This window comes from Ruegeria sp. BC3 (assembly GCF_056539265.1).
In genome coordinates this window covers 55,550-69,156 of record NZ_JBQFUP010000010.1, presented here as the reverse complement: position 1 = coordinate 69,156, position 13,607 = coordinate 55,550, and the positions used below count along the sequence as shown (strand labels likewise).

Here is a 13,607-nt window from a genome sequence, read left to right as displayed (position 1 = left end):
ACGTTAAAAATTCTTTTGTTTGAATGTAATACTGGACGCGGCCCGAATAACACGGGTATCGTTAGGTGAGTTTGGATGGAACAAACACAGCCGACAGATACTGCTATGGAAAGTCAGCTATCCGAGCGGAAGTCAGAGCCGCCTCTGGAACAGGCGGCCATAGACGAACAGCTCGACCGTATGTTTGAGAGTTCTCAGTTTGGTGCGAATGACCGCCGACGCGCGTTCCTCAAATACATCGTCGATGAAACACTGGCTGGGCGTGCTGACCGGTTGAAGGGATATTCAATTGGCGTTTCCGTACTGGGCCGATCCGAGGATTTCGACGCGACCTCAGATCCGGTTGTACGCCTTGAAGCGCGGCGCTTGCGGCGCGAGCTGGAACACTATTACCTGACAGATGGAAGCAACGATCCCTTGGTGGTTACCATTCCCAAAGGGTCTTATGTGCCGTCGTTCGAATTTCGGGATGTAACTTCGGCGCCTTCCGATAAGCCAGATCGGACAGGTCGACGCGGCAGAAGCGGCTGGCGGGCTCCGAACTGGGTCGTGTTGCTTTTGTCGGCGTTGTTAGTGGCCGTGACAGCTTTCATGCTGTTCCAAAGTTTCGAAACTGAAAGCCCTTCTAACGACCAGGCGACCACGGGCAATGACCTTTGGGGGGATTTACCTGTCGTTGCCGTGATGCCGTTCAATCCATTGGGAAACAGCGCTGTTACATCCGTAGCGGCCCGTGGCATCGCCGAGGATATTACAACTGATTTGGCGCGGGTGCAGGGCTTGCGCGTGATCTCGTACGCATCGACAGCCGAACTGTCCGACGGAGCCGTCGACCTGATCGACGAAGGGCGCAATCTGGGTGCGACCCATGTTCTGAGGGGCAGCCTGCAGACCATGTCGGATGGCTATCGACTAAACATCGGCCTCGTTGACGTAGACAGCCGGGGCGAAATTTGGGCCAAACGTTTCGACTATAAAACGACAGATCGGTTCGAAACTCAGACTGAGATTTCGCGCGAGATCAGTTCAACCTTTTCTATCGAATTGTTCCCCGAACTGACTTCGAGTATGGAGGATGCACGATGGACACGCCGGGATGCCCGGATCCTGTACCAGCAGGCGTTGGACATCATTCACCCGCCAAGCGACCCATCGCGTTTTGACGCCGCACACACCTTGTTGCAGCGTGTAGTGCGGTTGGAACCGGACGCCCCGCACGGTTATGCCGGTTTGGCCTTTGCAGAAGCGCACAGAACTTGGTTTGGACTTGCTGCAAATACGGATGAAACGCGGGGTCTGATCAAACGATATGCTGAAAGCGCATTGGAAAAAGATCAGGCAAATGTTCGCGCACTTTTAACCTTGGGTATTCTCGAAATCTTGATGGGCAATCCGCAACCCGCAATTGATTTCGGTGAACGCGCAGTCGAGCAAGAGCCGAGCTCAAGTTTGGCTCATGGTTATTTGGGCATGTTCCTTCTGTACGCAGGCAAGCCAGAGCTGGCAATAACACCGTTGCAGCGAGCGCTAAGCCTTGATCCCCTCAGTATTCGGCGACCCTATAGGAACATTCTGGGCGTTTCTCAATTCCACGCTGGAAACTATCCAGAGAGTCTGGCCACACTGCAGGAAAACCTGGATCTCGAAGGGCCGTTCGGTCCCCATATGATGGTCTACCAAGCCGCTGGAAATGCTGCGATCGGGAAAGTCGACCAAGAAACGGAAATTCTGGAAAGCCTCGCGGCTATGATCGCCGAAGGCGAGACCTTTCCGCTCAGACGGTGGCTGGAAAAGGTGATATATGATCCAAAAATGATGCAGCCTTTGCTGGACCAGTACGAAAAGGCCAAAGCGCTGGCAGACACTCGGTAACGGCCAGCAGTATTGCGTGGCGTGTTTTGGCGACCTCTGCATTTGTGATCTTATGTCCGGTTCAAGGACAATTGTCGATCTATTTTGCATTTGCCGCGAATGACAGCTTTCCGCCCTTCTGTTGAAAAACAACGCAGTGCTATCGCTGAATGAAAGGCGTTGAACGAAGCGTGAGTACCTGCTCCGGCTTTTTTATGTTTGCCGCCGTGCAGGAAAGATCTTGGCCACTTTACGGAGGTTTTAAGTGGTGGCGGCAAGGCGGGATTCGTCTTTTTCGCCGCATGGGCCACGTAATCGGAGGCGTCCCAGCCCGTCCGTCGCCTGGAGCTTTGGGACAGAAGTCGGCCTGAGTTAAAAGAGGATCGGCCTATCTGTTTGGTCTAAGAAACCGCCAGACACTCATCCTCTTTGCAACATTGGCCAAGTTACTAAGGCAAATTTCTGTTGTGGATACAAACCGGGATACAAAAATTCGAACTTGACCCCATGTCCTCTCCATTTTACTTATATAAACGATATATATCAAAGACTTAGCATTACACCCGCCACCCCAGCCAGTTCATCAGAACATGGAACGACTGTAGGCTCTTGGGGCTAAACCCTCCGAGAAATGCCATAAGTGAGATTTCGACACCTATCCGCCTTGGCAAGGGTCAATCCGTTACGCCTCATTGACGATTCCGCATTTCACCTTAGCGTTGATCGACAACCGGCGCGAATTTGTCATTGGTGTGCTAATAGCGGCGGCTCAGCTGCAGGCCAGCGTTGCGACCCGAATGCCACTGCCCCGCGCGCCTTGGTATCAATTCGTCTGACAATCTGCAGATGAAGCTATCCGGCCCGCCCGAAAGGCAGGCCGGACAGTGTGAGTGGTTGTACTTAGTCGTACAGAACGGCCGAGATCTTCGGGTCGTCAATGTTCGAGGCATCGTAGTAGTAGAAGCCTGTGTCGATCAGACCTGGAACCTCTTCCCCGTTCAGAGCCGCAACTGCTGCCTTCACCGTCTCGTAGCCGATGCCCACAGGGTTTTGCGTGATCGCGCCGGCCATCAGACCGCTCTTGATTGCGTCTTTCTGAGCTTTGCCGCTGTCATAGCCAATGATGACCAGACCCTCGGTGCCCAGTTCCTGAACGCCGTTCACAACACCGATGGCCGAACCTTCGTTGGTGCCGAAGATGCCATTCAGATCAGGGTTCGCCGTCAGGATCGCCTTGGTGACTTCGGTCGATTTCAGGTGGTCGCCTTGGCCGTACTGAACCGTGACAACTTCGATATCCGGGTACTTCTCAGCCATGCGATTGACGAAGCCATCGCGGCGGTCGATGCCGGTGCGGCTGGTTTGGTCATGCGCAACAACTGCGACTTTGCCTTTGCCACCAATTTTCTCTGCCATCTTGTCAGCGGCAAGCCCGGCTGCTGCCAGGTTATCCGTAGTCGCGGTCGAAAGCGGAATGTCACTATCAACGCCGCTGTCGAAAGCGATGATCGGAATGCCTTTTTCGTTGGCCTGCTTCAAAAGCGGGATTGCGGCTTGGCTGTCCAGAGCGGCAAAACCAATGGCCTTGGGGTTGTTGGCCAGAGCGGCAGCCAGCATGTCGATCTGACGGTCCACCATGGTCTCATTGTCCGGGCCTTCGAAGGTGATGGTGACATTGAACTCGTCAGCCGCCTGCTCCGCACCCGACTTCACGGCCTGCCAGAACTGATGCTGGAAGCCTTTGGATACCAGCGGGATATAAATTTCTTCGGCTGCCGCCATTGAGGCGGGTCCTGCCAGGGTGGCTGCACTCAGCGCACCCAGTATGAAACGACGTGAAAACATGTTTTTCTCCTCCACAGTTGGTCGTTTTTTGTTGAGTTTCTCAACCTGACTTTTTGCGCCGCGCCATGTCGGCATAGACGGCCAGGATGATGATTGCTCCGGTCACAACGGTCTGCCATTCCTGCGCGACGGACAGCACACGCAATCCGTTGGTCAGCACGGCCATAATCAAGGCACCAATAAGTGTACCCAGGATCGTCCCGCGCCCGCCGGACAGAGATGTCCCTCCGATGACCACAGCGGCGATCGCCTCCAGCTCGTAACCCAGTCCCAATGCCGGTTGTGCGGAATTCAGACGTGAGGCGATGAGGATTCCGGCGATTCCGCAGATCGCGCCGGCCAGCGCATAAATGCGCATCTTCCACATGTCGGTATTCACCCCAGACAGGCGCACCGCTTCTTCATTGGAGCCAAGCGCGAAGGTGTAGCGGCCCAGAACCGTGCGCCCCAGAATGTAGGATGCCGCGATGGCCACCAGGAACAGGATCAGCACACCGTTCGGGATGGGCAGCGACGGGAAAACCTCTCCGATCAGTGACCCGCGCGAAATCAGGTCGAAACCCGGCGTGTCGTTGAAATATATTGGCCGCGTCTCCGAAATCACCAGTGACAGGCCTTTGAGGATCAGCATCATACCAAGCGTGGCGATGAAGGGCGGAATTTTCATTTTCGCGACGAAAGTGCCTGAGCAAAGTCCGCAAAATGCGCCTGCTGCAATGGCTGCGGCCACGCCCAACAGAAGCGGCATTCCAAGATACGTTAGAACCACCCCTGCGATCACAGCGCAGAATGTCATCAGTGTTCCGACCGACAGGTCAATCCCGCCGGTAATGATGACCAACGTGGCCGCGACAGCCAGAACACCATTTACCGAGGTGGCTTGCAGAATGGCGATCATGTTCGAGGTCTGCATGAAGTTGGGTGAAGCAATGGAAAAGCCGATCAGCAGAACGATCAAACTGGCAAAGGCCAACAGCTTTTGATACGCGCCACTGTCCGCAAGGCCCGAGAGTGGCTTTTTCTTTTCGATGTCGGTTGCTGTGGTCATTGGACTGTCCCTGTTACCTGCATCGCCGCCGCACGTTGCGTGGCCAGATGCATGATGTCTTCTTGTGTGGTGTCTTTTCCGCCGGGCAGAATGCCGGTCAGTCGCCCTTCACACATCACGGCGATGCGATGGCTGAGGCGCATGATTTCGGGCAGTTCGGATGAGATCACGATGATCGTCTTGCCCTGTCCCGCCAGTTCTTCCAGCAGCTTGTAAATCTCGGATTTTGCGCCGACGTCGATGCCGCGGGTGGGTTCGTCAAAGATCAGAATATCGCAGTCACGCAGCAGCCATTTGGCGATGACAACTTTCTGCTGGTTGCCGCCTGACAGCAGGCGAACCTCCTGCACATCCGATGGTGTTCGAATGCCCAATTGCTGGATGTAGCTTTTTGCGGTGTCGCTGATGTCTCCATCATGCAGAACTCCGCCTGCGCCGGTGAACAGGTCCATCGAGGCAAGCGCGATGTTGTCGCGCACGTTCATTCCAGTGGCGAGGCCGAAGTGCTTTCGGTCCTCGGAAAGGTATCCGATCCCCGCTTTGACGGCGTCAGTGGGTGATTTGATCGACACCACCTGACCATGTACCCGTATTTCGCCGCTATCCTTGGGATCGGCCCCGAAGATAGCCCGTGCAACCTCTGTACGACCTGCACCCATCAGACCGGCAAAGCCCAGAATTTCACCCTTTTGGACCGAGAAGCTGACGTCCTGAATTTCGCTGCTCCGGCTCAGCCCGGTGACCTGCAGAGACATCTCAGCATCACCCAGATCGGGCACGTCCAGCGGTTCTTCTTTGACCTCGCGGCCCACCATCATAGCGATGATCTGGCTGATCGGGGTTTCGGCGGCCCCTACCGTTCCGACATATTCCCCATCGCGCATGACCGTCACGCGATCCGAGATCTGCTTGAGCTCGTCCATCTTGTGGCTGATGTACACGATGCCCACGCCCTCGGCCTTGAGGCGACGGATGATGACGAAAAGCTCGGCAATCTCGGCGTCATTCAGGGCGGCAGTGGGCTCGTCCATGATCAGCACTTTGGATCGGAACGACAAAGCCTTGGCGATCTCGACCATTTGCTGTTTCGCAATGGTCAAGCTGCCCACCAACGCCTTCGGATCAAGGCTGAGATTCATCGAAGCAAAGATTTCGGCGGTCTGCGCATTCAGCGCGGCCTCGTCCAAACGCCCAAAGCTTTTACGCGGTTCACGCCCGATAAAGATGTTTTGAGCGACGGTCAGGTCGTTCATCAGGCTCAGTTCCTGATGGATGATCCCGATGCCCAGATCCTGCGCCTCACGGGGGGTTGTCGGGCTGACTTCGCGCCCTTCGATCTTCAGCGTTCCACCATCGCGCTGATAGATGCCTGACAGGATCTTCATCAGCGTGCTTTTCCCGGCCCCGTTCTCACCCATCAGCGCGTGAACTTCGCCCGGTTCAAGATCGAACTGCACGGATTTCAGCGCGTGCACGCCGGGGAAGAACTTATCAATCCCCGTCATTTCGACCAATTTATTCATTTTCCCTCCCATGTGCCCCTCTCCCTTGGGCCAACGCGGATCACATCACCGCGCCTATTTGCCAGGGGACGAATTCAACGCCCCCAAAGCCAAGTTCCTCGCTTTTGGTTTTTTGGCCCGACGCAACGCGGATGAGCATTTCGAACAGCTCTTCGCCTTTTGCCTCGATGCTGATCCCGTCAGTCACGATGTCACCGCAATTCAGGTCCATGTCGTCGGCCATGCGGGCATACATCTCGGAATTGGTGGCCAGCTTGATACAGGGCGTCGGCTGATACCCCGAAACCGAGCCGCGCCCGGTAGTGAATACGATCAGGTTTGAACCCGACGCCACTTGTCCGGTGACCGAACACGGATCGAACCCAGGGCTGTCCATGAAGACGAACCCGTGCTTGTCGACCATTTCACCGAATTTGTATACGTCGCGCAGAGGGGCTGTACCTCCTTTGGCGACGGCCCCCAGCGATTTTTCCAGAATGGTCGTAAGGCCACCGCGCTTGTTGCCGGGGCTCGGGTTGTTGTCCATCTCACCGCCGTTGCGGGCGGTGTAGTCCTCCCACCAGTGGATGCGTTCGATCAGCTTTTTGCCAACTTCGACCGTTTCGGCCCGCCGCGTCAGCAGGTGCTCTGCCCCGTAGATTTCCGAGGTCTCCGACAGGATCGTCGTACCCCCGTGGCGCACCAGCAGATCCGAGGCATACCCCAGCGCGGGGTTCGCAGTGATCCCTGAATACCCATCCGAGCCACCGCATTGCATGCCGACCGTAATGGCACTGATCGGAGCAGGGGCGCGTTCGGCGTGATTGGCCAGTTCGGCGATGCCGCGCAGCTCTTCCAGCCCCCGTTCGATGGTGCGCCGCGTTCCCCCCTCGTTCTGAATAGTCATGTAACGCAGGGCACCGTCAGCGCGGATTGGACGACCGCCGACAAGGTCCGCGACCTGCATGACCTCACACCCAAGCCCAATCAGCAGAATACCCCCGAAATTCGGATGCTGTGCATACCCGGCCAGCGTTCGGAACAAGGTGGCATAGCCCTCATCCTTGCCGGACATTCCGCAACCGGTCCCGTGCACAATCGGCACCACACCGTCCACATTTGGGAAACTGTCCAGCAGGCCGGATTTTTCTGCCGCCTCAGCGATAAAACGAGCCACCGATCCCGAACAGTTCACGGTGGTCAGAATGCCGACATAGTTTCGGGTGCCCACCTTACCGTCGGCGCGATGGTATCCGTCGAATGTCCGCTCTTCGGTCAGAGTGGGTAGTGGCGCGTTCGCGCTGGCATGTGCGTAGTCTTGCTGATGCGCACCCATACCAAGGTTGTGCACGTGGACATGTTCGCCCGGCGCTATATCGGATTTTGCCTGTCCGATAATCTGGCCATAGCGAACAACGTTTTCGCCCGCCTGGATTGGTGACACCGCAATTTTGTGACCGCGGGAAACAGGCCCAACCAACGGCAACGGAACATACGCTGGTTTCTCACCCGCCTGCAGGTCGCGCAAAGCAATGACGATATTGTCCTGCGGATTAAGCTTCACGACGTCGCGCGTCGCCTCTTCCAAAACATCTATGCCGCCGTGTGCTTGCATCTCTTCCCCGCTTGCTTGGCCAATGTTGCTAAATCCAAAATCACCACTTGTCAACTAACATGTTAGAATGCTAAATTGCTGAGCATGAGCAAACACCAAGATATTGATGCCGCGCTGCTGCCTGAGATCACGACGATCGAAGGGCCGCTGACTCAACGGGTTCACCACTCTTTGAAGCAGGCGATTCTCTCGCTTGATTTCCCTCCCGGAGCGAATCTCCGGAAAGCGCCTGTGTGTGAGCGATTGGGCGTATCTCGTGCGCCTGTTGCCGACGCGATCGCGCGTCTGGCCTCTGAAGGGCTGGTGGACGTAGTGCCGCAATCCGGCACCCGCGTATCCTATTTCTCGATGGACGAAATTCGCGAAGGCGTTTTCCTGCGCGAGGCGCTTGAGCTTGCAACCGTCGCCAAGGTCGCGCGCGATCTGACCGACGATCAGCGCAAACGGTTAAGCCGCAACATGCGTCTGCAGGAACTGCTGATCGAGGATGAGGACATCCCCGGCTTTTATCAGGCAGACGAAGAATTCCACGGCTTACTGATGGAGTTCACCGGATTCCGACGCCTCGCGGACGTTGCGCAAACCGTATCGCTCCAGGTTAGCCGCGCCCGTATGTTGCTGCTGCCGACACCCGGCCGAATAGCTGAGACACTGGCAGAACACCGGGCGATTTTCGAAGCAATCAGCAATCGCGATGAACAGGCTGCGCAGGACGCCATGCGCACCCACCTTGGGCAGCTGATGCCGCGTATCGAGCAGCTGGAACAGCAACAGCCCCATTTGTTCAACCTTACTCCACAGTCGAAGAGCGAGGCAGGATGACCGTTTCCCAGACAGAATTACTGAACAACCGCACTGCGCGGCCCGTTCCTCTGACCCGAATGGGATTCGGTGGGGCACCGCTGGGCAATCTGTACCGGAAAGTCTCGGATGAGGACGCGCAGGCAGCCCTGCAGGCCGCCTATGACGCAGGCATCCGGTTTTTTGATACCGCACCCCAATATGGGCTTGGCCGGTCAGAGCATCGGTTTGGAAAAGCGATTGGCCGGTTCGGGCGCGAGAACATTCAACTTTCGACCAAGATTGGCCGCCTGTTGCTGGATTGCGAACCGCATGAGGTGACACCTGAAGCCTTCGTCGATGTGCCGCAAAAACGGATCGTGTTCGACTATACCTATGACGGGGTCATGCGGTCTTACGAGGCCAGCCGCGACCGGATCGGTGTGGCTAATTCAGACATTCTTCTAGTTCATGATGTCTGTGTCTTCAGCCAGGGCAGTCAGGAAATGTCGGATGCCAAGGTGCGAGAGCTTTTTGATGGCGGGGGATACAAAGCGCTGACGGAATTGCGCGATGCGGGAGAAATCGCGGCAATCGGCGCGGGCGTAAACGAATGGCAAGTCTGCGAAAGGCTTCTTGGGCTGGGGGATTTCGACGGGTTCCTGCTGGCCGGACGCTATACGCTGCTGGAGCAGGAAGCGCTCGACAGTTTCCTACCGCTTTGTGAGCAGCGCGATGTCGGGATTATCCTCGGAGGACCGTACAATTCAGGCATCCTCGCCACCGGAGCTGTACCCGGGGCCAAGTATAATTATGCGGACGCGCCCGAGGACATTCTGGACCGGGTCCGCAAGATCGAAGCTGTGTGCGCAGCCCACAACACTCCGCTGATTGCGGCGGCGTTGCAATTTGTTCTGGGCCATCCTTGCGTCAAAACAGTTGTACCCGGGGCTGTAAACGCATCCGAAGTCCAATCCAATGTGGCATTGATGGAGCGTGACATTCCCCCGGGCCTGTGGTCGGACCTACGATCCGAAGGTCTGATCCGACCGGACGCGCCTTTGCCAAGTGAGGCTGCCGATGCTGCGTAACATCGACCCGATCCTGTCGCCGGAGCTGCTGTATACCCTCAGGGCCATGGGCCACGGGGATGAAATCGTCATCGCAGATGCAAACTTCCCGGGCTCCAGCAGCAGGCCGGACTGCATCCGGGCGGATGGGTCTTCGGCCAGTGAAGTGTTGCAAGCGGTCTTGTCGGTGATGCCGTTGGACACATTCGTTTCTGATCCGGCGTTGACAATGCAGGTTGTCGGCGACCCGGACGCAGTTCCTGACGCAGTCGCGGACTTTCAAAGTATCATCGACTCGACCGCCGATAACCCGGCCAAAGCTCAGGGCTTGGAACGGTTTGCATTCTACGAGCGTGCGGCCAACGCTTTTGCCATCGTTCAGACAGGCGAGCGCAGGCTTTACGGCAACATCATCCTGAAAAAGGGTGTGATCGAATGAGGATCGACGCGCATCAGCATTTCTGGGCTTTGGCGCGCCGCGACTATGGCTGGCTGACGCCTGATCTGGACGCAATCTACCGCGATTTCACGCCGGACGATCTATTACCCCTGCTTAAGGCCGTTGGGATCGACGGCACCGTCCTTGTCCAGGCGGCACCCACCGTGGCTGAGACCGAATACATGCTCTCGCTGGCCGACCAGAATGCGTTCATCAAAGGTGTTGTCGGCTGGGTTGATTTTGAAGCCGATGATGTTGGCGCGCAGATTGCTGCGTTAGCCGCGCACCCAGCATTGGTCGGTCTCCGCCCGATGATACAGAACATCGCCGATCCTCATTGGATGCTTGGTGATACGCTGCTACCGGCGTTCGAAGCGATCCAACAGCACGACCTGACATTCGATGCGTTGACCTTGCCGCAACACTTGGGCCCGCTCAGACAACTTCTTCAGCGCCACCCCGATATGCGTGTGGTCATCGACCATGGTTCAAAACCATTGATCAAAGACGGGATCTTGGACGATTGGTCCGACAACATGGCTGCCTTGGCCCGAGATAGCAGCGCATGGTGCAAGCTGTCCGGTCTTGTGACGGAAGCCGCAGCAGACTGGACTACCGAAGACCTGCGCCCCTACGTGGATCACCTGCTGAACACTTTCGGGCCGTCGCGTCTGATCTGGGGCAGCGATTGGCCGGTTTGCACCTTGGCCAGCAGTTACGAGCGTTGGTGCGAAACCACCGACACGCTGCTGACACAGCTCAGCACCGCAGAACGCCAGGCGATCATGGGTGGTAACGCCGCCCGCGCCTATAACCTCAGGGATTGAAATGACCATACCTACATTGGAACCAAACGGGCTGTGGCTCGGCCGTGTCGAGCGTGCTGGGGTCGGACCCAGCGTGGTCACCCTGCGCAATGGGCAGGTTGTCGACATTACGACGAAAACGGCACCAACCGTCCGGGACATTCTGGAACGCGACGACGCAGCGGACTATGTGCGCAACGCCCAAGGGGAAGATATCGGCCCTTCGGACGCCGACCACCAATGGCTCGCGCCGTGCGACCTGCAGGCGGTTAAGGCCTGTGGTGTCACATTCGCCGGCTCCATGGTCGAACGTGTGATCGAGGAACAGGCCGCCGGTGATCCCGCCAAAGCCGATGCGATCCGCGCGCGCATCGGGGACCGGATCGGAGACAGCCTCTCGAATATCGTACCGGGATCGGACGCGGCGGGAGAGGTCAAAGAAGCACTGATCGCTGAAGGCCTCTGGAGCCAGTATCTGGAAGTTGGGATTGGTCCAGATGCCGAGGTGTTCTCGAAGGCGCAGGTCCTTTCCTCAGTCGGGTTTGGCGCGGATATCGGGCTACACCCCGTTTCGACTTGGAACAACCCCGAGCCCGAAGTTGTTCTGGCCGTGACTTCAAAGGGCGAGATCAAGGGCGCAACGCTGGGCAATGATGTGAACCTACGCGATGTTGAGGGACGGTCAGCTCTGTTGCTGAGCAAAGCCAAGGACAACAATGCCTCTTGCGCGATCGGGCCGATGATCCGGTTGTTCGATGATGGATTCACTCTGGATGATGTACGTCAGGCTGAGCTGACGCTGACTGTCACCGGACCGGATGGGTTTGTCCTAAACGGCAACTCATCGATGTCTCAGATCAGCCGCGATCCTGCTGATCTTGTGAAGCAGACAATCGGACGCCACCACCAATATCCGGACGGGCTTATGCTGTTTCTCGGCACGCTCTTCGCCCCAACCCAAGACCGGGACACTCCAGGCGGCGGGTTCACGCACAAACTTGGCGACGTCGTCACCATCGCCAATGCGCAACTTGGGGCACTGACAAATACAGTGCGCCTGTCGACGGAATGCCCTGAATGGACGTTTGGGGCGTCACACTTGATGCGAAACCTCGCCCATCGCGGCCTGCTGTAAGAGAGAACAAATATGTTGACTGGAAAACACCTGATCGCCGGCGAATGGGTCGGCGCAGATGCGACTTTTGCATCCGAACCTGCGCATGGACCAAGCCATGACTTTTCTGTGGGGACAGCGGCATTGGTCGATACCGCGGTGGAAGCGGCCGAAGCGGCGTTTTCCGCTTTCGGGTGGTCTTCTCGTACCGAACGCGCCGCGCTTCTACGCAAGATCGCGGATGAAATTGACGCGCGCGGGGATGCCATCACCGAGATTGGCACTCAGGAAACCGGCTTGCCCGAGGCGCGTTTGCAGGGGGAACGTGGCCGTACGGTTGGCCAGCTGCGCCTCTTCGCCGATCACATCGAAGCGGGTGATTATCTGGACAGACGCCATGACCCGGCGATGCCGGATCGAGCACCCCTGCCTCGCCCTGACTTGCGTATGATCCAGCGCCCGCTGGGTCCTGTTGCGGTGTTTGGCGCGTCGAACTTCCCATTGGCCTTCTCGGTTGCGGGGGGCGATACGGCGGCGGCGCTGGCCGCAGGATGCCCGGTTGTCGTCAAAGGCCATTCGGCCCATCCCGGCACGGGCGAGATCGTGGCGAAAGCCATCGACGCCGCCATTAAGGCGACCGGGGTTCACCCCGGAGTGTTTTCTCTGGTTCAAGGCGGCAAACGGGATGTCGGCACGCGCCTGGTGCAGCATCCGCTGATCCGGGCGGTGGGCTTTACCGGCAGCCTGGCGGGCGGCCGCGCCCTGTTTGACCTGTGCGCACAAAGGGATGAACCCATTCCGTTCTTTGGCGAGCTGGGCTCAGTCAATCCAATGTTTATCTTGCCGCAAGCAGCAGCCGCGCGAGGGGCCGAGATCGGCACAAGTTGGGCGGCTTCGCTGACGATGGGCGCCGGTCAGTTCTGCACCAATCCCGGCATTGCCGTGATCATTGACGGACCCGATGCCGAAGCGTTTCAGGCGGCAGCCGAGACCGGCCTATCCGCCGTAGCCGAACAGACAATGCTGACCGACGGAATTGCGGCTGCGTATCGCGACGGCGTTTCGCGCGTCGCCGCCGGAACAGGTGTTTCCAAGATCATGGGCACCAGTTGCGAGACACGCGATGCCGCGCCTTACCTGTTCGCTGTTTCCGGCGATGACTGGCTGGCCGACCACAAGCTGCAGGAAGAAGTTTTCGGACCGTTAGGCATCATCGTGCGCGTGAAAGACACCGCTCAGATGCAACAGATAGCTCGCGCCATCGAGGGGCAACTGACCTGCACACTACATCTGGACGCAGGCGACAAACCCGACGCTCAGGCGCTGCTTCCGCTGCTGGAACGAAAGGCGGGGCGTCTGCTGGCCAACAGCTTCCCAACCGGCGTCGAAGTCTGCGACAGCATGGTCCACGGCGGCCCCTACCCCGCCTCAACCAACTTTGGCGCGACTTCCGTTGGCACATTGTCAATCCGGCGTTTTCTGCGGCCGGTTTGCTATCAGGACATCCCAACCGACCTTCTGCCCGAGAAACTGTGAG

At 57.7% G+C, this 13,607-nt stretch carries 11 protein-coding genes; 7 read left to right on the top strand and 4 right to left on the bottom strand.

Translation table 11 applies throughout. The annotated features are described in order from the left end of the window. Positions 1-75 precede the first annotated feature (75 nt). Positions 76-1,872: a tetratricopeptide repeat protein gene (locus ACR0MV_RS20050; RefSeq protein WP_480703450.1), complete on the top strand. Its 1,797-nt coding sequence runs from the start codon at positions 76-78 to the stop codon at positions 1,870-1,872. A gap of 879 nt (positions 1,873-2,751) precedes the next feature. Here ACR0MV_RS20050 and ACR0MV_RS20045 read toward each other — a convergent pair. The 4 genes from ACR0MV_RS20045 to ACR0MV_RS20030 are packed head-to-tail and all read right to left on the bottom strand — an operon-like array spanning position 2,752 to position 7,861. Further along, positions 2,752-3,696 carry an ABC transporter substrate-binding protein gene (locus ACR0MV_RS20045; protein WP_170427177.1) on the bottom strand — a complete coding sequence of 315 codons (945 nt, stop codon included), beginning with the start codon at positions 3,694-3,696 and terminating at the stop codon, positions 2,752-2,754. A 40-nt stretch (positions 3,697-3,736) separates the two neighbouring features. Next, complete coding sequence (locus ACR0MV_RS20040) at positions 3,737-4,744, bottom strand: ABC transporter permease (protein WP_480703449.1); 1,008 nt, start codon at positions 4,742-4,744, stop codon at positions 3,737-3,739. After that, on the bottom strand, positions 4,741-6,267 hold the full coding sequence (locus ACR0MV_RS20035) for a sugar ABC transporter ATP-binding protein (protein WP_480703448.1): 1,527 nt from the start codon (positions 6,265-6,267) through the stop codon (positions 4,741-4,743). The genes ACR0MV_RS20040 and ACR0MV_RS20035 overlap by 4 nt, the downstream gene beginning before the upstream one ends. A gap of 40 nt (positions 6,268-6,307) precedes the next feature. Further along, positions 6,308-7,861: a UxaA family hydrolase gene (locus ACR0MV_RS20030; protein ID WP_480703447.1), complete on the bottom strand. Its 1,554-nt coding sequence runs from the start codon at positions 7,859-7,861 to the stop codon at positions 6,308-6,310. An 84-nt stretch (positions 7,862-7,945) separates the two neighbouring features. On the opposite strand from ACR0MV_RS20030, the gene ACR0MV_RS20025 reads away from it, so the two are divergent. Genes ACR0MV_RS20025 through ACR0MV_RS20000 form a run of 6 tightly spaced genes read left to right on the top strand, consistent with a single transcriptional unit; the run spans position 7,946 to position 13,606 of the window. After that, positions 7,946-8,683 carry a GntR family transcriptional regulator gene (locus ACR0MV_RS20025; RefSeq protein WP_480703445.1) on the top strand — a complete coding sequence of 246 codons (738 nt, stop codon included), beginning with the start codon at positions 7,946-7,948 and terminating at the stop codon, positions 8,681-8,683. Then, on the top strand, positions 8,680-9,732 hold the full coding sequence (locus ACR0MV_RS20020) for an aldo/keto reductase (RefSeq protein ID WP_170427181.1): 1,053 nt from the start codon (positions 8,680-8,682) through the stop codon (positions 9,730-9,732). The genes ACR0MV_RS20025 and ACR0MV_RS20020 overlap by 4 nt, the downstream gene beginning before the upstream one ends. After that, positions 9,722-10,150: an RbsD/FucU family protein gene (locus ACR0MV_RS20015; RefSeq protein ID WP_170427182.1), complete on the top strand. Its 429-nt coding sequence runs from the start codon at positions 9,722-9,724 to the stop codon at positions 10,148-10,150. The genes ACR0MV_RS20020 and ACR0MV_RS20015 overlap by 11 nt, the downstream gene beginning before the upstream one ends. After that, positions 10,147-10,977, top strand: coding sequence for an amidohydrolase family protein (locus ACR0MV_RS20010; RefSeq protein WP_170427183.1), 831 nt, complete (start codon positions 10,147-10,149; stop codon positions 10,975-10,977). The genes ACR0MV_RS20015 and ACR0MV_RS20010 overlap by 4 nt, the downstream gene beginning before the upstream one ends. 1 nt (position 10,978) lies before the next feature. Beyond that, a complete protein-coding gene (locus ACR0MV_RS20005) occupies positions 10,979-12,091 on the top strand; it encodes a fumarylacetoacetate hydrolase family protein (protein WP_480703443.1) in 1,113 nt (370 codons plus the stop codon). Positions 12,092-12,103: 12 nt separating this feature from the next. Next, a complete protein-coding gene (locus tag ACR0MV_RS20000) occupies positions 12,104-13,606 on the top strand; it encodes an aldehyde dehydrogenase (NADP(+)) (RefSeq protein WP_480703442.1) in 1,503 nt (500 codons plus the stop codon). The last annotated feature ends 1 nt before the right edge of the window (position 13,607 follow it).